Source organism: Mesorhizobium sp. M0833 (assembly GCF_040319905.1).
Lineage (GTDB): Bacteria > Pseudomonadota > Alphaproteobacteria > Rhizobiales > Rhizobiaceae > Mesorhizobium.
Genome location: NZ_JAMYOQ010000020.1, coordinates 52459 through 73640, shown reverse-complemented (window position 1 = coordinate 73640; position 21182 = coordinate 52459). Strand labels below are relative to the sequence as shown.

Annotated in this window: 21 protein-coding genes; 7 read left to right on the top strand and 14 right to left on the bottom strand. The window is 63.4% G+C overall.

Annotation, left to right across the window (positions count from 1 at the left end; genetic code table 11):
- Positions 1–86 precede the first annotated feature (86 nt).
- A complete protein-coding gene (locus NKH98_RS21980; protein WP_352647426.1) occupies positions 87–434 on the top strand; it encodes an antibiotic biosynthesis monooxygenase in 348 nt (115 codons plus the stop codon).
- Between the two features lie 5 nt (positions 435–439).
- Here NKH98_RS21980 and NKH98_RS21975 read toward each other — a convergent pair whose 3' ends face one another.
- Positions 440–1306, bottom strand: a complete 867-nt coding sequence (locus NKH98_RS21975; protein WP_352705374.1) for an SMP-30/gluconolactonase/LRE family protein — start codon at positions 1304–1306, stop codon at positions 440–442.
- A gap of 400 nt (positions 1307–1706) precedes the next feature.
- Between NKH98_RS21975 and NKH98_RS21970 the strand changes: the two genes are divergently transcribed.
- The 4 genes from NKH98_RS21970 (at position 1707) to NKH98_RS21955 (ending at position 4968) form a co-directional block, all read left to right on the top strand.
- Positions 1707–2864, top strand: a complete 1158-nt coding sequence (locus tag NKH98_RS21970) for a DMP19 family protein (RefSeq protein ID WP_352901611.1) — start codon at positions 1707–1709, stop codon at positions 2862–2864.
- A gap of 133 nt (positions 2865–2997) precedes the next feature.
- Positions 2998–3696 carry a phosphatidylserine decarboxylase gene (locus NKH98_RS21965; RefSeq protein ID WP_352705371.1) on the top strand — a complete coding sequence of 233 codons (699 nt, stop codon included), beginning with the start codon at positions 2998–3000 and terminating at the stop codon, positions 3694–3696.
- 3 nt (positions 3697–3699) lie between these two features.
- Positions 3700–4515, top strand: a complete 816-nt coding sequence (locus NKH98_RS21960) for a CDP-alcohol phosphatidyltransferase family protein (protein ID WP_352705369.1) — start codon at positions 3700–3702, stop codon at positions 4513–4515.
- A 189-nt stretch (positions 4516–4704) separates the two neighbouring features.
- Positions 4705–4968, top strand: coding sequence for a hypothetical protein (locus NKH98_RS21955; RefSeq protein ID WP_254820228.1), 264 nt, complete (start codon positions 4705–4707; stop codon positions 4966–4968).
- Between the two features lie 18 nt (positions 4969–4986).
- On the opposite strand, the gene NKH98_RS21950 is transcribed toward NKH98_RS21955, so the two are convergent.
- Positions 4987–7209 carry an AMP-binding protein gene (locus NKH98_RS21950; protein WP_352901607.1) on the bottom strand — a complete coding sequence of 741 codons (2223 nt, stop codon included), beginning with the start codon at positions 7207–7209 and terminating at the stop codon, positions 4987–4989.
- Between the two features lie 140 nt (positions 7210–7349).
- A complete protein-coding gene (locus NKH98_RS21945; RefSeq protein ID WP_254820229.1) occupies positions 7350–7757 on the bottom strand; it encodes a tautomerase family protein in 408 nt (135 codons plus the stop codon).
- Between the two features lie 114 nt (positions 7758–7871).
- On the opposite strand from NKH98_RS21945, the gene NKH98_RS21940 reads away from it, so the two are divergent.
- On the top strand, positions 7872–8726 hold the full coding sequence (locus NKH98_RS21940; RefSeq protein WP_352901602.1) for a LysR substrate-binding domain-containing protein: 855 nt from the start codon (positions 7872–7874) through the stop codon (positions 8724–8726).
- Positions 8727–8921: 195 nt separating this feature from the next.
- Here the strand turns inward: NKH98_RS21940 and NKH98_RS21935 are convergent, their stop codons facing one another.
- Positions 8922–9812: a DMT family transporter gene (locus tag NKH98_RS21935; protein ID WP_352901600.1), complete on the bottom strand. Its 891-nt coding sequence runs from the start codon at positions 9810–9812 to the stop codon at positions 8922–8924.
- Between the two features lie 346 nt (positions 9813–10158).
- Here NKH98_RS21935 and NKH98_RS21930 point away from each other — a divergent pair, with 346 nt between their 5' ends.
- Positions 10159–10665: an OsmC family protein gene (locus NKH98_RS21930; RefSeq protein WP_352479222.1), complete on the top strand. Its 507-nt coding sequence runs from the start codon at positions 10159–10161 to the stop codon at positions 10663–10665.
- A gap of 165 nt (positions 10666–10830) precedes the next feature.
- On the opposite strand, the gene NKH98_RS21925 is transcribed toward NKH98_RS21930, so the two are convergent.
- The 10 genes from NKH98_RS21925 to NKH98_RS21880 all read right to left on the bottom strand — a co-directional run bounded on the left by NKH98_RS21925 (position 10831) and on the right by NKH98_RS21880 (position 21048).
- Positions 10831–11052 carry a hypothetical protein gene (locus NKH98_RS21925; RefSeq protein WP_254820234.1) on the bottom strand — a complete coding sequence of 74 codons (222 nt, stop codon included), beginning with the start codon at positions 11050–11052 and terminating at the stop codon, positions 10831–10833.
- Positions 11053–11188: 136 nt separating this feature from the next.
- Entirely contained in the window at positions 11189–11818 is a 630-nt protein-coding gene (locus NKH98_RS21920; protein WP_352705359.1) for a hypothetical protein, read from the bottom strand.
- A gap of 80 nt (positions 11819–11898) precedes the next feature.
- Positions 11899–12639, bottom strand: coding sequence for an SDR family NAD(P)-dependent oxidoreductase (locus NKH98_RS21915; RefSeq protein WP_352901596.1), 741 nt, complete (start codon positions 12637–12639; stop codon positions 11899–11901).
- A gap of 73 nt (positions 12640–12712) precedes the next feature.
- Positions 12713–14182 carry an amidophosphoribosyltransferase gene (gene purF / locus NKH98_RS21910; RefSeq protein ID WP_352479226.1) on the bottom strand — a complete coding sequence of 490 codons (1470 nt, stop codon included), beginning with the start codon at positions 14180–14182 and terminating at the stop codon, positions 12713–12715.
- Between the two features lie 132 nt (positions 14183–14314).
- Positions 14315–14986, bottom strand: a complete 672-nt coding sequence (locus tag NKH98_RS21905; RefSeq protein WP_254820238.1) for a CvpA family protein — start codon at positions 14984–14986, stop codon at positions 14315–14317.
- A gap of 46 nt (positions 14987–15032) precedes the next feature.
- On the bottom strand, positions 15033–16451 hold the full coding sequence (gene radA, locus NKH98_RS21900; protein ID WP_254820239.1) for a DNA repair protein RadA: 1419 nt from the start codon (positions 16449–16451) through the stop codon (positions 15033–15035).
- A 231-nt stretch (positions 16452–16682) separates the two neighbouring features.
- On the bottom strand, positions 16683–18173 hold the full coding sequence (locus NKH98_RS21895) for a replicative DNA helicase (protein WP_352901593.1): 1491 nt from the start codon (positions 18171–18173) through the stop codon (positions 16683–16685).
- A gap of 207 nt (positions 18174–18380) precedes the next feature.
- A complete protein-coding gene (locus tag NKH98_RS21890; protein WP_352901591.1) occupies positions 18381–19349 on the bottom strand; it encodes a small ribosomal subunit Rsm22 family protein in 969 nt (322 codons plus the stop codon).
- Positions 19350–19352: 3 nt separating this feature from the next.
- A complete protein-coding gene (locus NKH98_RS21885; protein ID WP_352901588.1) occupies positions 19353–19676 on the bottom strand; it encodes a YnfA family protein in 324 nt (107 codons plus the stop codon).
- Positions 19677–19758: 82 nt separating this feature from the next.
- Positions 19759–21048, bottom strand: a complete 1290-nt coding sequence (locus NKH98_RS21880) for a cyclopropane fatty acid synthase (protein ID WP_352647378.1) — start codon at positions 21046–21048, stop codon at positions 19759–19761.
- Positions 21049–21182 lie beyond the last annotated feature (134 nt).

The following is a 21182-nucleotide window of genomic DNA, read 5'->3' as shown; positions in this document are numbered from 1 at the left end:
TTTGTGCTTGACCTCAACTTAAGTTGAGATCGTAGGCCGTTTTGGATCGCAGCAAGATGCGTCGTTCAAAAACGGAGACAATCGACATGAATGGGATAAATCAGGCAGGTAGCGGCGGCAGCGTATTCCGGGTGGACAAGTTTGTCGTTCCAGCCAACGCCCGCGAGGAGATTCTTGCCAAGGTCCGAATGACGCATGAATTGCTGCGCCAGCAGCAAGGGTTCGTCCAGGATTTCCTGCTTGAGCAATTCTCGGGGCCGGGCGAGTTCAACCTCGTGACCATTGTCGAATGGGAAGGGCAGGCCGCTGTCGACAAGGTCGTGCCGATCATCAAGGCTGCGCATGAGCGCAGCGGCTTCAATCCTCAGGAGACCATTGCGCGACTTGGCGTCAAGGCCGATATTGCCAACTATCAGCGGATTCCCGGGATGTAAGCTCTCTACGGCCAGCCGGCGCCCGGCGCAGTAGCGTCGACGCTGAGCACTTGGCCGGTACGGGCATCGCTGATCATATGTTCGAAGCCGCGCCATTCGGCGGCGACGATGAACAGCGTTTTTCCCTCGCTGCCGCCGAGCATGCAGGCAAAGCAGCCGCGGTCGACATCGACGCTTTCGAGCATCGCGCCGCCCTCGCGCACCCGCACGCAATGCCGGTTCGGAACATCGGCATACCACGCCGCACCTTCGGCATCGAGGCAGATGCCGTCGGGAAAACCGTTGCCGAGATTGGCCCAGACCCTGCGGTTGGAAAGGCCACCATCGGCAGCGATGTCGAAGGCGGTCAGCCGGTTGGCGTGGGATTCGGCAACGATAAGCGTCTTGTTGTCAGGCGTCACCGCCATGCCATTGGCGAAGGCGAGGTTCTCAGCCACCTGCTGAACCGAGCCGTCAGGCGCGACCAGCACGATGGCGCCGGGGCCGAAATGCTGGCCGGGACCCGGAGCAGGCCCACCACCATTGACATAAATGTTGCCGCGTCCATCGACGACGATCTCGTTCCACGGGCTCTTTGATAGTTGTCTCAGATCGGCATGGGTGACCAATGTCCCGTCTGCCTCCTGCCTGAGGATCAGCCCTTCGCGGCCGGAGACGACAAGCAGGCGCCCGTCCGGCAGCCAGTCAATGGAATAGGGCAGGGTGGCCGGCACGGTGAGCACGATCTCACTGTTGCCTAGGGCTTCAACGGCGATGATCTGGCCCGTACCCCAGTTGCAGAACCACAGCCGGCCATCATGCCAGCGCGGCGACTCGCCGAAGGCCAAGCCGTTCATCACCACTTGCACTTGCCTAGCTGCTGATTCCTGCATGGGCCGAGAACCTCCGGGTTTGCGCAAATCGTCATGGCCGAAAAGGCCGATGAGAGGCGCTGTCTTGCCAAGGACGGGCGAGAGTGCTGCGTTCCGACAATGAGGATGGCGACGGCGTCGTTTATATTTGACCTGAGTAGCCGCACGGAACCGCGCGATGCGCCGTGCGCCTTCAGTCATTCTTCTTCAAAAAGTATAACCGGCCGGTGCTTGCGGACGGGAAAGTCAAATGCAAGAATCACGTTGGCCCGCAGAAATCCTGTTGTGGCAAGCAGGAAGGGCGTTTGGCGTGTTTGAAAGATTTTCCAGCTGGGCTAAGAAGAAATTTCAGCGATCAGCGACCATTTCACCGACTCGGTCCAAGCAGTCATTCCCAGGCAAGCCATCATCTTCGGTGATCGTGCCGCGCTCAGTCGTGGAAGACGCGGCCGACAATCCTTTCGGTCTCATTGTAGCCGTCAGAGAATTCGTCGAAGCCATGGTCTCGCAAGGCCTTTACCGTTCCACGGAAATCAGCCACAAGGCAATGCAGGCCTGTCATGCCGATGACTATTTGGCTGAGGTCAACAATGGCGGCCATAGCCAGTTCATCTATAATTCTGGCGAAGAACTCGACACCGTCATTGCCGACGCACGCACCGCCCTCGCTGAGATGGGCGCGCACGGACAACTGGCGACTTTGGACCAAATGGCTGCCTGGGTCGCGGAGCACCCCGAGGAGACTGAGGAACAGACAGGCTTCGAAGGAGGTACTGACGATAAGCTCAGTACTCTCGACCGTCTATTCTACCAAGCCGATCAGGCCGCATCGATGCTCGCTTTATCGGCGCGCTGGATAAACTCGTGGCCTGAACTCGCAATCGTTGAGGATGCCGACTACCGAGAAGCCATTCATCAGCTGGCCGTGACCAATCCCCGGCGCCAGCCGAGGCTACTCCATCGTTCTGTTGGCAAGCTGGTCAATCAAATGACGGGCTGGCGTGATGTCGGCGTCGGCCTTGCATGCGCCGAGGCGCCTAGGCCCGAGGTCAAGCTGGCGCTCGGCATGGCAAGGGTGCTGGACGTCGAGGGCGAAAAACTGTTGGCTTTTCAGCTGCGCACCAATGCCAAGGAGCCGCGTCTAGCCGTCGCCACGCCCACGCATGCGGCCGTCTATGAATATATCGCCCCGAAGGATCCGTCCGTCGCGCGTCCAGGCGAGAATCCATTCGCTGCCGGCGCCCCGCGCGTCGGCAAGAGACTTGCCCGTGTTGAAGCGCAGGCAATAGAAACGGTGCTCGAATTGGCCGCAGCCTATCATGCGCCGGTCGCTGTCGACCTCTTGCTACGCAGGGCCGGGTTCGATCCGACCGAAGCAATTGTCTCGGCGAACTCGGTCGTGGCCAGGGAAGGCGACACGGTTGTGAACTGGGTGGTTATGGCCGACGGGCACGTATTCTTCCTCCAGTCGACCCCGAACGGCGCCGAGCTGCGCGGCAGCCACGAAGAGAGCCTGGCGGAGGCCGATCGGCGCGAGCTCGACGAGTATTTCGACCAAGCGGCGGCAGCGGGTGCCTGAGTGGATTTCGCTTGGTCGTTCTGAGAGACGGCGGCGCGACCGCCAAACCCTCAACCGCCCCCATTGTCGCGTTGCGACCGCGGGGTGTTTCCGCTATTGAGGCCGGACTTGGAACCAAGGTTGTCCTGATCCCATGAGCCTCGTTGACACGATCAAGAATGCGTTCGTTCCGATCCATCGCGAGGGTTATCCCTTTATCGCTGCGTTCGGCGCGGCGACGCTCTTTCTTGGCTATTTCTCCTCGACCCTGTTCTGGATCGGTCTCATCCTGACAGCCTGGTGCGCCTATTTCTTCCGCGATCCCGAGCGTGTCACGCCGATCGACGACCGGCTGGTTGTCAGCCCGGCCGACGGCATCGTCTCGGCGGTTGGCCCGGCCGTGCCGCCGCGCGAGCTTGGCCTCGGCGGCGGCGAAATGACCCGCATCTCGGTATTCATGAATGTCTTTTCCTGCCACGTTAACCGCTCTCCGGTGCGTGGCCGCATTTCCAGGATCGAGCATCGGCCAGGAAAATTCCTCAACGCCGAACTCGACAAGGCAAGCACCGAGAACGAGCGCAACGGGTTGGTCATCGAAAGCCCCAATGGAACGGTCGCCGCAGTGCAGATTGCCGGCCTGGTGGCGCGGCGCATCGTCTGCTGGGCCGAGGCCGGCGGCGCCATCGGCACCGGCGAGCGCTTCGGGCTGATCCGCTTTGGCTCGCGCGTCGATGTATTCCTGCCCTCCACCGCGACGCCGCGTGTTGCCGTCGGCCAGACCGCGGTTGGCGGTGAGACGGTGCTGGCGGAATTCGGCGGCGTTGCTGCAACGCCGCTCGTGCGGGTGTCCTGACCGGTGGCGCCGCCGTTCAAGAAATTCGAGGCGCATGGCGGCGGTGGCCCGCGCATTCGCGAAATCCCGATGCGCATGGTGCTGCCCAATCTGGTCACGGTGCTTGCCATCTGCGCTGGCCTGTCCGGTATTCGCTTCGGCTTCGAGGGCCGCTTCGAGCCAGCGGTGGTGATGGTGCTGCTCGCCGCCTTCCTCGATGGTATCGACGGCCGTCTGGCGCGAATGCTGAAGGCGACTTCCAAATTCGGCGCCCAAATGGATTCGCTGGCCGATATCGTCAATTTCGGCGTGGCACCGGCGCTGGTGCTCTATGCCTTTCTACTCGACAGGGCAGGTTCACCGGGCTGGATCGCCGCACTGCTGTTCACCATCGCCTGTGGGATGAGGCTTGCCCGTTTCAACGTGCTCGACGAAGAGCTCGACCGTCCGCAGTGGCAGACCGAATATTTCGTCGGCGTGCCGGCGCCGGCGGGTGCGGTGTTGGTGATGCTGCCGCTCTATCTGTTCTTCCTCAGGCTTGGGCTTGAACCCAGCCGCCTGGCGGCCTTCATTGCCACCGGCTTTACAATATTGGTGGCGTTCCTGCTGGTCAGCAGATTGCCCGTCTATTCCGGCAAGAGCGTCAGGATACCGGGCGACAGGGTGCTGCCGATCATTCTCGCAGTCGTTCTCTACGTCCTGCTTTTGATGACTTATCCCTGGTATACGCTGACGGCCTCGGTTGCCGGCTATCTGGTCTTCTTGCCGTTCAGCGTGCGCGCCTATTCGAGACGCGCCAAGCGCGAAGGCGAGAAGGTGCTGTCGTCGGACATTGGCTGACGGATTTTGACTTGGGAGCGGCTCGCAGAGCACGCGGCGCTGTGGAACGCACCTCAAAAACCCGTTTTCGGAACTTGCTGGGCGGCCAGACCGTTTGTGTTGGTAGGTCCGTTTGAGCGGCTGGTCGTGATACGTCGTCAACGTCGCGCAAGCTGCCGCATCGGGCAGAACCATCGGAAACGAGGAGAAATGGCTGTTATCCTCATCGGCGCGTTACTGACTGTCGCCGGCCTCGTCTATATGGCGGTTGCGGCCATCTTGCGCGGGCGGCTCAGTGAGCCGGCCGCTGTCTCCACCGCGCCGGATAGTCCGACGCCCAATCTCGCAACACCAGGTCCGACGCTGGAGCCGCGGCAGCGCGGGCTCCGTTTTCTCGGCCTGTCGCAGAACTGGCCGGGCCTGCTGATGATGGCCGTCGGCGTCATTCTGCTGTTGTCGGTGGTGGTCCTCTAGAGTTTTCGACAGCAAACCTCAGGCGGCTGCGCTCAGTCCCAGCCTCTCGAGCGCCAGCTTTCTAGTCGAGACATAGTCGGTCTTGCCGGAGCCCAGCACCGGGATCTCTTCGACCTTGACGATGTCGTTCGGCACCATCAGTTCGGCCGCCCCGGCTTTTTTGCCGAATTCGCGCAATTCGTCGGGATCCGCATTGTCGGCGGTGGTGACCAGAACGAGGCGCTCGCCGCGCCGCTTGTCCGGCACTGCCACCACGGCGTGATGCTCTTCCGGCCACAGCGACTGCACCAGCATCTCGACCGCACCAAGTGATACCATCTCGCCGGCTATCTTGGCGAAGCGCTTGGCGCGGCCGCGAATGGTGATGAAGCCTTCGCGATCGACCGAAACGATATCGCCGGTGTCGTGCCAGCCTGCGAGCGGCTGCAGCTCGCCCGGCCTATCGGCGGTCATGTAGCCCATCATCAGGTTCGGCCCGTCGAGCCACAGCCGGCCGGCGTCGCTGATGCCTTCGACCGGTTCGAGTTTCATGCGCATGGCCGGCAGCAGCCGCCCGACCGTTCCGTCGCGGCCGTGGATGGCAGTGTTGACGGCAACCACCGGTGCGGCCTCGGTCAAGCCAAAACCTTCGATAATCTCGGCCTGGAAGCGCCCGCGGTAAACCCGGCGCGTCTCCGGTTTCACCGCCTCGGCACCGGCGACGACGAAGCGCAGGCTGGAAAAATCGTCGTCCTTGGCGGTGCGGGCATAGTTGGCGAGGAACGTGTCGGTGCCGAACATCACCGTTGGCCGGACCTTGCGCGCCACCTCCGGAATAATTTTGTAGTGGAGCGGTGACGGGTAGAGGAACAGCTTTACTCCGGTGACCAGCGGCAGGATAGTGCCGCCGGTCAACCCGAACGAGTGGAACACCGGCAGCACGTTGAGCAGGATGTCGGCCGGCGAGATGGTAATGCGGGCTTCCGCCTGCATCGCATTGGCAAGAAGGTTCCGGTGCGACAGCACCACGGCCTTGGGCGTGCCTTCCGAGCCGGAGGTGAACAGGATCACCGCCGGCTTGGCCGCATCCTGGCGCTGCAGCGGCCAGCGCCACAGCAAGGCGGCTGCGGCCTTGTCCAGCACGGTCACGCTTGCGCGAAGATCCTCCAGCCACAACAGTTTCGCCCCGCCTTTTTCCACCGCCTCGACGATGTCGGCGAGATTGGCCTTTTCGACAAAGGCGCGTGAGGAGACCACGGTGCGGATCATCGCCGTGCGGACGGCGGCGGTGACGCTGGCCGGGCCGGCGGTATAGTTGATCATTGCTGGCACCCGCGCAGCCGACAAAAGTCCGACGAACGACAGCACGACGCCATTGGCGTTGGGCAGGAGCAGCCCAACCGCTTCGCCCGGCGCTGTTATTGCCTCGAAGCGGTGGCCCAAAACCCTGGCGCCGATGAACATTTTCCGGTAGCTCAGCGCGCCACCAATGACGTCCTCGACAATTGGATGGGAAGCGCCAACCCGGTCGGCGGCATCGCGCATGGCAAGAAACAGGCCGCGATCGAGATCGTTGCCGAAAAGCCTGGCCTCAGCGAAGCGATCGAACAACGCATTTGTGTTGGAGGCCTGATCGGGATTCCGCGCCACCAGCTCGGCAATGGTCATCGGCTCCAGCACGCTGATCGACAGCTGCGGAAACCAGTGGCGGGGCGCCTTGTCCGCTGGCGTCAGTGAAGCCGGCAGGCTGCGTGCGCCGGCAACGAAGATCGGCACGATGCGCGCGTCGGCCTGCATGGCGATACGGGTGATGGCGCGAAACAACCGAAACGACTTGACGTCGGGCTCGACCGCATCCGGCAGGTAAACGGCGAGCCGGCCCTTGCCCTTCAGCACCCGCACCAATCTGCGGCTGACGAAGACATGCTCGGCGTTGAAGGCGATGGTGCGGCCGAGCTCACGCCACGGCTCCAGCCACGGCGACCTGGCCGAAGCCTGGTCGAGGATGTGCAGCGTGTCCTCCGGCAGCAGCGACAGCATCAGCGCCGGCTCGATGCGTGACTGATGCCAAACGACGTAGATGACCGGGGCCGCCGACTTGCGGGCAATCTTGATGCGCTCGTCGCTGATCCGGTAGGCGAGCTTGAACGGCACGTAGAGCAGCGCCTGGCTCAAACGCAGGCCGAGGCGGAACGTCTCCACCACGCCGATCAGCAGCCAGGCCGCGACAAGACCCGCAAGCAGCGCCAGTGTCAGGATCATCGCCGCATCTCCCAACAATCTCACGTCACGGCTCTTCAGTGGCCGCTTCGGGTGAGAACCTAGCCGAAGTTGGATCAACGTCAATGCGGCTCCATTTTCCTTTTTCTCCTGTCATCACTGGATTCGGCTGCCTATCGCAGCTACGCCGCTTTCATCCTTCCGCTGATGAAGCGGAATTCCTGCGTTTTGCCGCCAAAGCCATAGGCCGCCGCAGGTACTTCATGCACGAGGGCGTAGCTTTCCTCATGCACCTTGCCCAGAAGCCGGCCGAATGCGGCAAAAATTGCCTGCAGATACGCCTCCAGCTCGAGCTTGGTGTTGGTGCCGTCGACAACCTTGATGTCGAGCCAAGCCGTGTTGGCGCCATGCTCGGCCAGCGACTTGCCGCCGGCGAACCAGTGCTCGGGGTCGTGATAGGAAATGGCAACAGCTGTAATCGTTGCGTCTTTGCGCAGATGCATGGCCGTCAGTTCAGTTACCTCCTTGGCAATGGCGGCTGACAAACCGGTGTCGGGTTTGCCGGTAACGCTGACATTGATGATCGGCATGTTTCTTCTCCTCGGCTTCAAGCGGCGTCTCTTCGCCGTCGAGAAAATCATGCCATCGTCCTTTGATCAGAAAAATCGAATTGTTTTTGATAAACACTTTGATATTATCGAATTATGCAGGTGTTCGATCCCGACCTCCTCAAGACTTTCCTCGCTTTCGTCGATGGCGGTTCCCTGGCGCGGGCCGCGTCGATCGTCGGTCGCTCGCCGTCCGCAGTGACCGCGCAGATGCAGCGGCTGGAGGATGTTGTCGGCGAAGCGCTGCTGGTGCCGCAGGGGCGAGGACGCGGTCTGACGCCGGCAGGCGAGGATCTGGTCGGCCACGCGCGTCGCATCCTTGCCGCGCACCGCGAGGCGTGGCTGGCCCTCAAAGGGGCGCGTGCCGACGGGCGCGTCGCCATCGGTACCACGCAGGACTTCGCCGACAGCGGCTTGCCGCAGCTTCTCAGGGCTTTCGCTGTCAGCCATCCGCGCGTCAGGATCGAATTGCGCGTCGGCCGTTCCGCCGAACTGGCGCAGGCTTTGCAGGCCGGCACCCTTGATCTGGCCATTGCCATGCGGCAGGTGCCGACACGCGACGAAATCGGCGTGCTCAAGGAACCAATGATCTGGCTTTGCTCACAGAATGGGCTGACCACCCGCCACGACGAACTGCCCTTGGCACTGCTCGATCCTCATTGCGGGTTTCGCGAAGCGGCGACCAGTACACTCGATGCGGCCGGCCGTCGCTACCGTATTGCTGCCGGCAGTGCCAGCCTCGCCGGCCTGCGCACGGCAGTGCACGCCGGCATCGCCTTGACGTTGAGGACGGCGCGCTTCGCCCATTCCGGCATCGTCGAGGCGCCGCGCGATCTTGATCTGCCGCCAGTGCCGGTCGCCGAATTCGCCATCCGCTTGCGTGAGGATGCCGATCGGCCAGCGCAGGATCTGGCCGCGTTGTTCAGCGGCAACCTAGCCTTGGCCAACTGAGCCAGCAAAGAAAAAGCCGACCTTGCGGTCGGCTCTGAGTAGGACGGGCCGAGGGGTTTGGGGGGACTTGGGGTGGCCCGTCGCAGCCATAATGACTGAGCCCTATGATGGTTCCATGACTTTTCAAATTTATTTTGAGGAACGGACTTCTCGTGATCGGACCGCCAACTCGCCCTCGGACGCGGCGAGGATTGGTCATGCATCCGCTGCGCGCTGCCTGGCCATCAGCCAGTCTCGGCCGGCGTGAGCGAACACCGCGCAAAGCACGATGGCCCCGCCGAGCATGCTGGCTGCCGGCGGGATCTCCGCGAGGAACAGGAAGGCAAACAGGATCGCGAATGGCACTTCGGCCGAGCCCAGCAATCCTGACTCGGCCGCCGGAATAAGCCGGGTGCCCTCCGTCCACAGGATCGAGGCCAGCGCGAACGAGGCGCCGAAGGTGGCTAGAAGCACAGCGTCCCTGGCCGAGACGGCCAGCGGCTCGGCGATGAGCCAGCCGAGCACGAACAGGAGGAACGCCGACACGGCACCCGCCCACACCACCGGCGTGTCGCGGAAGGCCCGCACCATGATCATGTAGAGCGCGCTGCCGATCGTCATCAGCAGCGCCAACCCGTCGCCGAACAGATGGCCGGTGCCGAAGCCGGACCAGACCATGATCGCCACACCGCACAGTGACACGGCGGCGGCGGCAAGCGTCTGCAGCCGGAACGGCTCGCGGACCAGCATGAAGGCAAGCAGCGCGGTGACGAAGGGTGCGGTGGCGTAGATGATCGCGACATTGGCGACGAAGGTGAACTTGAACGCCGAGATGAAGGCGATGCTGGCGAGCGCGCCCTCGATCGCCAGCAGCCAGCCGCGCCAGCCGAGCCGCAGGCTGTCGCGACCGCCGGAGCGCTGGCGACGCCATAGCACATAAAGGCTGATCAGGATCGAGCCGACGAAGCCGCGCCAGCAGGTGATGGTCAGCGGGTCGGCATGGATCGATTTGGTCAGCACGCCGGTGAGGCCGAAGACGGCCGCCGATGCCGAGACCAGGATGATGCCGAGGGTACGTTCGCGGGCGCTTTCCACTGTGCCTGACATGTCCAGCGATTCCGTCATTTTACCAGCTTACGCTGCCCCGTCCTGACACCATAGTGTCAGCTTGATCGAGGCGTCGTGCATCGAAACAGCAGACGGCAGCGCCGTTGAACAGGATGCCCGCAAGAACCCTTTCGCGGGTTTCCAGGGTGGCGATATCGGCCATATGTCCGGCGGCCTTACGAATGTGTTGCGAGAGAGGGTGTGAAGGCGTTGGATGTCGGGCATCCGTATCGTCAGGCTATACGGGCGAAACCCTGCCAAGCGCTACGCCAGCGGGGACTTGCGTTTGGGGCAGGCGACACCGCCGTTAAGCGGCGAAGCCAGACAACTATGGGAGAGAAATGAAATGGACGCGATCGCATTGAAGGCCATGCAGGCGCCGCTGAAGGAGGCCTATCGCGACGACGCCTCGCGCGCGCTGATTACCCTCAAGGCCAAGGGCTCGATCGACGACCAATCGATCGCCTGCAAGGTCGAGACGGGCAGGGCGATTGCCATTGCCGGGCTGCATCCGGCGACCGGCGGCACCGGGCTCGAACTCTGCTCCGGCGACATGCTGCTGGAGGCGCTGGTGGCTTGCGCCGGTGTCACGCTGAAGGCAGTGGCGACGGCGCTGGAATTCAAGCTTGGGGCCGCCACGGTGGAAGCCGAAGGCGATCTCGACTTTCGCGGCACGCTTGGCGTGGCGAGGGATGCGCCGGTTGGCTTCCGCGCCATCCGGCTGACATTTGGGCTCGACACCGACGAACCGCAGGAGCGCATCGATGCGCTGCTCAAGCTGACTGAGCGCTACTGCGTGGTGTTTCAGACCATCAGCCAGAAGCCGGAGCTGACGGTCAGCGCGCGACGCTGACGATCTCCCCCTTGAGGGTCCCTCAGGGGGAGATGTCGCCGAAGGCGACAGAGGGGTTGTCTCGCGTGAAGTGCCAACCGCTGCAGCAGGCCGAGCGCGGTCGGACCAGCCTGGCCTGTCGGCCATGTCCCCCCAAGGGTCCCTCAAGGGGGAGATCACGTTCTCCTACTGCGCCGACGGCTCCTCGGCGTCGCCCTCGTCGGCGAAGGGCGAGGCGCTCGGCACGCACTGCACCGACCAGCCGGCCGGCGTCGGTTGCTTCTGGTATTCGGTTATGGCGAAGGCGCACTGTTCGCGGGTGTCGAATGTGCTGGGCAGCACGACCATGCCGCCTTGCGGGCCGGCGATCACCAGATACCAGACTAACGCTACGCTCGGTGCCGCCATGAGTATTTCCTCGCTCTGCTTGTTTGGGAGTCGCACGATCCTAGCAACTCCGGCCCAGCGGCGAAAGCTGGGCCAAAGCGCGGCGTTAAGCCACGGCATCACAGCCGCGTGATGTCGGTCGTTTTCCGGCTTTGGTTCAGTTCACCGCAAAACAATAGAACAGGCCGTCGCCGCCGGTGCCCTTCAGCGCCTCCTGGCTGCAGCCACCGCGTGACGCATGCGAGGAATTCCACGATTTGGCGGCTGCCGAATCATCGAGGCCGGTACGATCATGATGACCCATCATCGCCACACCTTCTGCTCCGCTCAGCGTCCAGTCGCCGCAGGTCTGGTCGGCTATTTTCGTGCCGTCCGGCTTGGAGCCGGTCAAAACGTCGTGCCGGTTGGGCGTGTCGCCGCGGCCGTTGACCATTTGGCCCTTTTCGTCGAGTGCCGTCTGTTTGGTGATGGCGTTGGCATCGCTATGCAGGGAAGCGACATCATCGGCGATCTTGACGCCCTTGGCGTTGAACCACGGGCCTTTGCCGATACGGTCGCGTGCATCGGTATCGCTGGTCGAGAGATAAGCGCGCCATGTCTTGCCGGTAACGCCCGCGGCTTCGGCCAGTGAACTACAATGGGCGTCGGCGCCGGCCACACCGCCGAGATCGGCGCCTTTGCCGGAGCCGACGCTGGTGACGAAAAAGCTCATCGTTGCCTCCTGCGACGACGTGGCGCCGATAACTGCAAGCAGCGCGGTGGCAGTCAAGAGAAGCAGTCTCCGCATATGGTCCTCCGTTCCTCGAATTGTGGCACCCGAACAACGTTGGTGCCGGCGCAATTCTTCCGGCAAAATGCGATGTGTGGCTACTCCGGCTGCCGGTAGGCGACAAAGCGATTGTGCTTGGCCTGGAAGATCAGCCCGGTCTCCTTGAGCATAGGGCTGGCCAGCGGCACGATACGCTTGGCGATCTCCGAAGGGTGCGGCAGTGTTTCAGGATCCTCGCCGGGTACGGCCTGCGCCCGCATCGCGGTGCGCGTTGCCCCGGGATCGGCGGCATTGACCCTGAGCGGCAGGTTTTCGGTCTCATGCGCCCATGAACGCGTCATGGCCTCGACCGCCGCCTTCGACGCCGCATAAGGCGCCCAGAAGGCGCGTGCGGAGTGGGCAAGGCTGGAACTCAGCACGATAGCACGGCCGGCATCGGAAAGCCTGAGCAGCGGGTCGACCGAGCGGATCAGCCGCCATGTTGCGGTGACGTTGATGGTCATCACCTTCTCGAAGGTCTTGGCCTCGACATGGCCGATCGGGGCGATGACGCCGAGCACAGCGGCGTTGGCGACCAGTATATCGAGCTTGCCCCAGCGCTCGTGGATGGCGCCGCCCAGCCGGTCGATCCCCGCCATGTCGGCAAGATCGAGCGGGACCAGCGTCGCCTGTCCGCCACCTGCCTTGATCTGGTCGTCGAGTTCTTCCAACCCGCCGACGGTGCGAGCAACCGCAATCACATGCGCACCGGCAGCGGCAAGCTCCCTGGCGATGAAATAGCCGATACCGCGCGAGGCGCCGGTGACGACCGCGACGCGGCCGGAGAGGTCAAGGCTCATACGATGGATTCCGACAGGCAAGGTGAAACCGCCGTGAGGGGCCAAGGGAGGGAGACAAACGGACCGGCAAGGCCTACGACCCGCCGGCCGCTAACAGCGACAGCGTGCGCACATTGTCGGAGCCTTCGAAATCGGCAAGCCGGGTCGGATACTGGCCGGTGAAGCAGGCGTCGCAGAATTGCGGCTGCTCGTTGTCGCGGCCGGCTTCGCCGACGGCGCGATAGAGCCCGTCTATCGAGAGGAAGCCGAGCGAATCGACGCGGATGAACTCGGCCATCTCCTCCACCGACATGCGCGATGCCAGCAGCTTCGATTTCTCCGGCGTGTCGACGCCGTAAAAGCAGGAGGCGCGCGTCGGCGGCGAGGCAATGCGCATATGCACTTCCTTCGCGCCGGCATCGCGCACCATCTGCACGATCTTCTGGCTGGTGGTGCCGCGCACAATGGAATCGTCGACCAACACCACACGCTTACCTTCGATCATGCGGCGATTGGCGTTGTGCTTCAGCTTGACGCCCATGTGGCGGATCGAATCGCCGGGCTGAATGAAGGTACGGCCGACATAGTGGTTGCGGATGATGCCGAGCTCGAACGGAATGCCCGCGGCCTGCGAGAAGCCGATCGCCGCCGGCGTGCCCGAATCCGGCACCGGCACGACGATGTCCGCCTCGACCGGGCTTTCCAGCGCCAGCTCGGCGCCGATGCGCTTGCGTACTTCGTAGACATTGCGGCCTTCGACAGACGAATCCGGCCGCGCGAAATAGACATATTCGAAAATGCAGAAGCGGGTCTTCTGCGGCTCGAACGGGAACAGGCTTTCGATCCCCTTGCTGGTGACGACGACCATTTCGCCGGGCTTCAAGTCACGCACGAAACGCGCCCCGATGATATCGAGCGCACAGGTTTCCGAGGCGAGGATCCAGGCACCGTCGAGATCGCCGAGTACCAGCGGGCGGATGCCGAGCGGGTCGCGGCAGCCGATCATCTTCTTGGACGTCATCGCCACCAGCGAGAAGGCGCCTTCGACCTGGCGCACCGCATCGATAAAGCGCGAATTCAGGTCGCGCTCCTTGCTGGTGGCAACCAGATGCAAAAGCGTCTCGGTATCGGAGGTGGAAGAGAAGATGGCGCCTTGCTTCTGCAGCGCGCGCTGCACGGTCATGGCGTTGGTGAGATTGCCGTTGTGGGCGACGGCAAAGCCGCCATCGGCAAGTTCGGCGAAGAAAGGCTGGATGTTGCGCAGGCCGGAGCCGCCGGTGGTGGCGTAGCGCGTGTGGCCGATGGCACGGTTGCCTTGCAGGCTGTCGATGACACGCTGCTTGGTGAAGGTGTCGCCGATCAGGCCGACATGGCGTTCGACATGGAATTGGGTGCCGTCGTAGGAAACGATGCCGGCCGCTTCCTGGCCTCGATGCTGCAACGCATGCAGGCCGAGGGTTACGATGGCTGCGGCGTCCTGCCGGCCGAAAATGCCGAACACGCCGCATTCGTCGTGGAAATGGTCGTCGGCTTCGGCGGAAAGCACGTCGTCTGCGTCTGCCATTGGGGGCTCAAGCTCCGCTAAAGTCGCCATATAAGGTCATAGCGCATCGAAAGCAACGCACGTGGTGCGGCGTTCACATGATCGTCAGTCTTGATGCCTCGCCAAGTCTGCAGATTGGCAAGTCTGTCGAAATCAGTTTGCCGGCGCCGGGTTTGCAGGTGCCGGCGTCGCGGGCGCATTGTCGGCCGGTGGCGCGTCGCTGTCATCGGGTGCCGGAGCGGTGGCGTCGTCGCCGGCGGCAGGTGCTTCCGCTGCAGGCGCGTCTGGGGCCAGAGGCGTCTCGGTGGCTGGCTGATTCGGATTGAGCTTGTTGAGGATAGCGTTTTCCGGATCCTCGGGCAGCAGGCTTTCGAGCTTGGCGCCGATCGATTCGAGCAGCGGCTTTGACTTGGCGTTGGCAATCCAGCCTGGGGCCTTGGCGCCGGCCAGCCAATTGAAGAAAAGCAGCGCAACAGCGACGACCAGGATACCGCGCGCCGCGCCATAGAGGAAGCCAAGTGTACGATCGAGCGCGCCGATCCTGGAATCGATGATCCAGTCGGCGAGCTTCATGGTGATGACCGAAACGACGATCAGCGCGACAATGAAGACGATACCGGCGGCCGCTGCCATGGCGGCCTTTTCGTTGTCGATATAGGGCTGAATGTAAGGCAGCACCGGCTTGTAGAAGAAGAAGGCGGCCGCTGCAGCGGCTGCCCAGGAGATGATCGACAGGATCTCGCGCGAAAAGCCTCGAACCATGGCGAGCATCGCCGAGACCAGGGTGAAGCCGACGAGAATTCCGTCAAGCAGCGTAATCGGCATGTTTTCGCCCCACTCCGATCTCTTTTTCGCGGCTCGACGAGCCGCATCACTCTCGCTCGTCGACGCGGCTGCGCCGTGAGCCGGCTATGCGCGCCACGAGATCGGCAAGCTCGGTGGGCTGGAAAGCGCCGGCTCCGATCCCCCCGACCCCATTACCACCGACAAGTTCCTCGCTGCCCAAGGGCAGAACCGCGCTTCCGAAACCCAGCTTTTCGGCTTCCTTGAGGCGCTGCTGCGCGTGCGCAACCGGCCTCACCGCACCCGAAAGGCTGATTTCGCCGAAATAGACGCAATCGGCGGGAAGGGCAAGACCGGTGAGCGAGGAAACCAGTGCCGCCGCCACTGCCAGGTCGGCCGCCGGCTCCGAAATGCGGTAGCCGCCGGCAACGTTGAGATAGACGTCGTGGGTGCCGAAGCGGACGCCGCAATGAGCTTCCAGAACCGCCAGGATCATCGATAGCCGGGCACCGTCCCAGCCGACGACGGCGCGGCGCGGCGTGCCCAGCGTCGACGGCGCCACCAGCGCCTGGATCTCGACCAGCACCGGCCGTGTGCCCTCCATGCCGGCGAAAACCGCGGCACCCGGCGACTTCGCATGGCGCTCGCCGAGGAAAAGCTCGGACGGGTTGGCGACTTCCCGCAAGCCCTTGTCCGACATTTCGAAGACGCCGATCTCGTCGGTTGGCCCGAATCGATTCTTGACCGTGCGCAGGATACGGAAGTGGTGGCCGCCTTCGCCCTCGAAATAGAGCACCGCGTCGACCATGTGCTCGACGACGCGTGGGCCGGCGATCTGGCCCTCCTTGGTGACATGGCCGACCAGAACGATCGCCGCCCCTGTGGATTTTGCGTAGCGGATCATCGCCTGGGCCGCAGCACGCACCTGGGTCACCGTGCCGGGCGCCGAATCGGCCATGTCGGTCCACAGCGTCTGGATCGAATCGAGAATGACCAGATCCGGCCGCTTGCCATCGGCGATGGTGGCGAGGATGTCCTCGACATTGGTCTCGGCGGCGAGCTCGACCGGGGTGTCGGCGACGCCGAGCCGCTGGGCGCGCAGCCTGATCTGGGCGACCGCCTCTTCACCCGAGACGTAGACGATGCGGTGGCCCTTTGCCGCCAGCGCGGCCGCGGCCTGGGTGAGCAGCGTCGACTTGCCGATGCCGGGATCGCCGCCGACCAGCAGCGCCGAGCCGCGCACGAAGCCGCCGCCTGTGGCGCGGTCGAGCTCGCCGATGCCGGAGACAATGCGCGGCGCATCCTCGATGTCGCCGGACAGCGTCGTCAGCACCACGGCGCGGCCCTTGCGCGCATTGCGGGTGTTGGCCGGACCCGAGCCTATGCCGCCGGACGTGCCTTCCTCGACCAGCGTATTCCACTCGCCGCACGCATCGCATTTGCCGGCCCAGCGCTGATGCACCGAACCACAATTCTGGCAGATGAACTGGACGCGCGATTTGGCCATCAGCGTCGCGTCGCTTGCCAATTGCCGAGGCTCGGCGATCCGGCCCACCCCCCTCTGTCCTGCCGGACATCTCCCCCGCAAGGGGGGAGATTGGCTGTCATCGACGCTGTCGCCAATCTCTGATGTCGCAGGAAGAGAGCCGGCGGCAAAACTGCCGATCTCCCCCCTTGCGGGGGAGATGGCCGGCAGGCCAGAGGGGGGTGTGACGGAGCGCGACGGTTGGTCAAAAAGCTACTCGAACCGATCCGGCAAATGATGCTCCTCGGCAAGGTCCGAGAAGCGGGTGAATTCGCCCTGGAAGGCGAGGCTGACCGATCCCGTTGGACCGTGGCGCTGCTTGGCGACGATGACCTCGGCCTTGCCGCGCATCTCGTTCATCTCGTGTTCCCATTTGATGTATTCGTCGGTGCCCGGCTTCGGCTCGCGGTTCTTCAGGTAGTATTCCTCGCGGTAGACGAACAGCACCACGTCGGCGTCCTGTTCGATGGAGCCCGATTCGCGCAGATCCGAAAGCTGCGGGCGCTTGTCGTCGCGGCTCTCGACCTGGCGCGACAGCTGCGACAGCGCAATGATCGGCACCGCCAGCTCCTTGGCCAGCGCCTTGAGCCCGGTGGTGATCTCGGTGATCTCCTGGACGCGGTTTTGCGATGATTTCGCGCTCGATCCCTGCATCAGCTGGATATAGTCGATGACGATGACGTCGAGGCCGCGCTGGCGCTTCAGGCGACGTGCGCGGGCGGACAGCTGAGCAATGGAAATGCCGCCGGTCTGGTCGATGAACAGCGGGATTTTCTGCATGGTCTGCGAGCAGGCGACGAGCTTTTCGAAATCCATCTCGCTGATCTCGCCGCGGCGGATTTTCGACGACGGGATTTCGGTCTGTTCGGAGATGATGCGGGTGGCCAGCTGTTCGGACGACATTTCGAGCGAAAAGAAGCCGACGACGCCGCCGTTGGCCGCTTTGAACGAGCCGTCGGCCTGCTGCGCCGGGACGTAGGCCTCGGCGATATTGAAGGCGATATTGGTGGCGAGCGAGGTCTTGCCCATGCCGGGGCGCCCCGCAATGATGATCAGGTCGGACGACTGCAGGCCGCCCATGCGGCGGTCGAGGTCGCGCAAGCCGGTGGCGACGCCCGACAGATGCCCGTCGCGCATATAGGCGGCATTGGCCATGTCGACGGCGGTCTTGACGGCGTCGGTGAAGCTCTCGAAGCCGCCATCATAGCGGCCGGTCTCGGCCAACTCGAACAGGCGCCGCTCGGCATCCTCGATCTGGTCGGAGGGCGACATGTCGACCGGCGCGTCATAGGCGATGTTGACCATGTCCTCGCCGACGGTGATCAGCGCGCGCCGCGTGGCCAGATCGTAGATGGCGCGGCCATAGTCGGTGGCGTTGACGACCGTGACGGCCTCGACCGCCAACCGCACGATATATTGCGCCACCGTCATGTCGCCGACCTTCTCGTCGGCCGGCAGGAAGGTCTTCAGCGTGATTGGCGTCGCGATCTTGCCCATGCGGATGAGCTCGGCCGCGACCTCGAAGATCTTTCTATGCAGCGGCTCGTAGAAATGGCCGGGCTTCAGGAAGTCGGAGACGCGGTAGAAGGCATCGTTGTTGACCAGTATGGCGCCGAGCAGCGCCTGCTCGGCCTCGATGTTGTTCGGCGCCTCGCGATAGAGCGGTGTTTCCGCCACGCCGAATTTTCGTGCTGCCTCTGCCATGATGTCCCCGGTCCTGATCCCCGGTCTCTCGATATCAGAACGAGACAAGTCGGTGATGACTTATCTGCATCAGTCCCCAACCAACCAACTTTGATGCCCGCGATTCACAGCCAGGTTCTTTCGGTGGAAAGAATCTCAATTGACTCGAATCAAGATGGCGAGCCTAGCCGTTCTTGGGCGAGAACAAAACAGGAAAATAGCTGCCGGTCATTCCGGCAAGGCATCACCCCAGTCCAGTCGCCGTGCGGCCTTGAACGCCCCTCCATCGCGCCTGGTGAACAGTCGCTCGGCAGCACTCCCATCCTGTTGGCAAAGCTTCAGCAAGGCCTTGCCGGAGCCCGACTTCGGCGGTGCGATCACTCGCGCTCGAGGCGGAGCGGCCGGATGGCGGGAAGCCGCGACAAAGATGAATTTCTCGTCCTCCCACGGCACCTCGGCATCCTTGGCCAGACGGTGCAGGCGCGAGCGGGCGACGCGGCGGGCGAAATGGCACCAGTCGGGAGCGACGAGCGGGCAGGGCGCCTCATGCGGGCAGGGCGCAAGCACGTGCGCCCCCGTATCGATCAGCTGCCGCCGCACGGCAAGAATACGCTGCCAGCCGGCCGGCGTGCCCGGCTCGACCACCAGCAGCGTGTCGGCGGTGAGCTGCCAGAGCCGGTCGACGAGTTTTGCCAGCGATGCCGGCGCGATCTCATCCAGCACATAGGCTGAAGTCACAAGCTCGGCCGGCTCCAGATCGACCAGGTCGACGGTGACGTCGCCGGTCCGCCAGGCGGTCCTGGCCGTGATCGCATCCGCGGCAAGTGCTTCGCCGACCCTTCGCACGGCGGCGCCGGCCTCGAGCAGCACCGCCTGTTGGAGATCCGGCCAGAGATTGATTGTGGCCCAAAGCACCGTGCCAGGGCCGGCGCCGACATCGAGCAGCGTTCTCGGAGCATAATCGGGCCGCGCCTCGCTTACCGCGTCGAGGCTGGCGCGGATGGCAGCATAAGTCGCCGGCAGCCGCGTTGCCAGATAGGCCTTCACCGCCATGTCTTCGGCCATGTGCAGGCGACCGTCGCGCAACTCTGCGCGGTAGCGGTCCGACAGCGTCTTTGCCGCTTGCTTAAGCATCGGCAACGGCACCTGTTCGAGAAGGCGATCGACGCCTTGTCTAAGCGGGACGGGCAGTTCCATCGCTTAGACAGTCCGAGGTGAGAGCAGAATCACCGAGGCGCCAACGATGCAGATCGCGGCACCGGCAAGATCCCAGCGGTCGGGGTGCACGCCTTCCGCCAGCCACAGCCAGGCCAGCGAGGCGGCAATGTAGATGCCGCCATAGGCGGCGTAGGCCCGGCCCGCCGCGCTGGTGTCGACCAGCGCCAGCAGCCACGCGAATAGCACCAGCGAGACGAGACCGGGCGCCAACCACAGCGGCGATTTTTCCAGCCGCCACCATGCCCAGAACGAAAAGCAGCCGGCGATCTCGGCAAGTGCGGCAGCGATGTAGAGGAGGTAGGTCATAAAAAAGGTCCCGCGTTGACGGGAGCCTTTTCAGCGTGCCAGTCGGCAAATGGCAAGCGGCAATGGCGCGATCGCCGGCCGTCTACTCCGGATCCACCATTTTGCGGCGGCGAGCGGGCTTGGCCGCCGGAGCCTTTTCACGACGTCCAAGATCGCGCATCTCCAGCGCCTTCTCACAATTGGCCATGTAGTCGCGCGTCATCGGCAGCGTGTCGTTCTTCTTGGCAATCTGGATCTGGAAGATCACCAGATCCTGCCAGCGGAACGCAGCTTCCGAGGCGGCAAGATAGAACTCCCACATACGGCAGAAGCGCTCGTCATAAATCGCCTTGGCCTTGTCGCGGTTGGCCGCGAAGCGTTCGCCCCAATGCTTCAGCGTCTCGGCATAATGCAGCCGCAGAACCTCGATGTCGGTGACGACGAGCCCCGATTTTTCGATGGCCGGCATCACTTCGGAGAGCGACGGAATATAGCCGCCCGGGAAGATGTATTTGCGGATGAAGGCGCTGGTCGCCCACGGCACGCCGGAGCGGCCGATCGTATGCAGCAGCATGACGCCGTCCGGCTTCAGCAGCGTCGCCGACTTGTCGAAGAAGGTGCGGAAATGATTGACGCCGACATGCTCGAACATGCCGACCGAGACGATGCGATCGAAACGTTCATTGAGTTCGCGATAGTCCTTGATGTCGAAATGAACCCGGTTTTGCAGGCCTTGCGCATGGGCGCGGTCGGTGGCGACGCCGTGCTGCTCGGTCGACAGCGTCACGCCCTGTACGTCGACGTCGAACGCCTTGGCGAGATAAAGCCCAAGCCCACCCCAGCCGGAGCCGATATCGAGCACCGTCTGGCCGGCCCTCAGCCTGAGCTTGGCGGCAATATGGCGCTTCTTGGCCGCTTGTGCCTCGTCGAGGGTCATATCCGGCTGCTCGAAATAAGCGCAGGAATATTGCATGTCCTCATCGAGGAAGAGGCGGTAGAGGTCGCCCGACAGATCGTAATGGCGCTGCACGTTGCGGCGCGCCCGCGACGCCGTGTTGATCTGCTGCAGGCGCCGGAAGGCGTGGCGCAGACCTTCGATCGCTTTCGACCAGGTGGCATCGATACCGCCGCTGCCCATGTTCTGGAACGCAATGCGCATCACCCCCAGCACGCCGCCCTCGAGAATGTCGAGTTCACCGTCCATGTAGGCTTCCGGCACCGCCAGCATCGGATCGAAAGTGATGGCGCGCTCGGCATGCCTTGTCTTGATATGCATGTGCACCGGCTCGCCGCTGCCGTCACCGAAAGTCACCATCGAGCCTTGCGGCCCTGTCACCTTGAGATTGCCTGTGCGGACCAGGCGGTCGAGAATGCGTTTCAGCAGAATATTCATGACCAAATGTCCCCTCTCGGTCAGACAGGCTGTCTTATTCTGCATCAAGATATAGGGGTTCGAAAAGTTCCATTTGGCATAAAAATGCCCGGGTACGAGGCCCGGGCATTGGTCCAGAATAGCGATTAGCCGGC

What these genes read in the sequence shown, in the direction of transcription:
- NKH98_RS21950 (WP_352901607.1), bottom strand. Translation starts at nt 7,209, where the DNA reads ATGATCCTGACACTGGCGCTGCTTGCGGGTCTTGTCGCGGCCTGGCTG.
- NKH98_RS21890 (WP_352901591.1), bottom strand. Translation starts at nt 19,349, where the DNA reads ATGGAACTGCCCGTCCCGCTTAGACAAGGCGTCGATCGCCTTCTCGAA.
- NKH98_RS21965 (WP_352705371.1), top strand. Translation starts at nt 2,998, where the DNA reads ATGAGCCTCGTTGACACGATCAAGAATGCGTTCGTTCCGATCCATCGC.
- NKH98_RS21935 (WP_352901600.1), bottom strand. Translation starts at nt 9,812, where the DNA reads ATGTCAGGCACAGTGGAAAGCGCCCGCGAACGTACCCTCGGCATCATC.
- radA (WP_254820239.1), bottom strand. Translation starts at nt 16,451, where the DNA reads ATGGCCAAATCGCGCGTCCAGTTCATCTGCCAGAATTGTGGTTCGGTG.
- NKH98_RS21955 (WP_254820228.1), top strand. Translation starts at nt 4,705, where the DNA reads ATGGCTGTTATCCTCATCGGCGCGTTACTGACTGTCGCCGGCCTCGTC.
- NKH98_RS21905 (WP_254820238.1), bottom strand. Translation starts at nt 14,986, where the DNA reads ATGCCGATTACGCTGCTTGACGGAATTCTCGTCGGCTTCACCCTGGTC.
- NKH98_RS21975 (WP_352705374.1), bottom strand. Translation starts at nt 1,306, where the DNA reads ATGCAGGAATCAGCAGCTAGGCAAGTGCAAGTGGTGATGAACGGCTTG.
- NKH98_RS21930 (WP_352479222.1), top strand. Translation starts at nt 10,159, where the DNA reads ATGGACGCGATCGCATTGAAGGCCATGCAGGCGCCGCTGAAGGAGGCC.
- purF (WP_352479226.1), bottom strand. Translation starts at nt 14,182, where the DNA reads ATGGCAGACGCAGACGACGTGCTTTCCGCCGAAGCCGACGACCATTTC.
- NKH98_RS21980 (WP_352647426.1), top strand. Translation starts at nt 87, where the DNA reads ATGAATGGGATAAATCAGGCAGGTAGCGGCGGCAGCGTATTCCGGGTG.
- NKH98_RS21895 (WP_352901593.1), bottom strand. Translation starts at nt 18,173, where the DNA reads ATGGCAGAGGCAGCACGAAAATTCGGCGTGGCGGAAACACCGCTCTAT.
- NKH98_RS21940 (WP_352901602.1), top strand. Translation starts at nt 7,872, where the DNA reads ATGCAGGTGTTCGATCCCGACCTCCTCAAGACTTTCCTCGCTTTCGTC.
- NKH98_RS21880 (WP_352647378.1), bottom strand. Translation starts at nt 21,048, where the DNA reads ATGAATATTCTGCTGAAACGCATTCTCGACCGCCTGGTCCGCACAGGC.
- NKH98_RS21915 (WP_352901596.1), bottom strand. Translation starts at nt 12,639, where the DNA reads ATGAGCCTTGACCTCTCCGGCCGCGTCGCGGTCGTCACCGGCGCCTCG.
- NKH98_RS21920 (WP_352705359.1), bottom strand. Translation starts at nt 11,818, where the DNA reads ATGCGGAGACTGCTTCTCTTGACTGCCACCGCGCTGCTTGCAGTTATC.
- NKH98_RS21925 (WP_254820234.1), bottom strand. Translation starts at nt 11,052, where the DNA reads ATGGCGGCACCGAGCGTAGCGTTAGTCTGGTATCTGGTGATCGCCGGC.
- NKH98_RS21885 (WP_352901588.1), bottom strand. Translation starts at nt 19,676, where the DNA reads ATGACCTACCTCCTCTACATCGCTGCCGCACTTGCCGAGATCGCCGGC.
- NKH98_RS21945 (WP_254820229.1), bottom strand. Translation starts at nt 7,757, where the DNA reads ATGCCGATCATCAATGTCAGCGTTACCGGCAAACCCGACACCGGTTTG.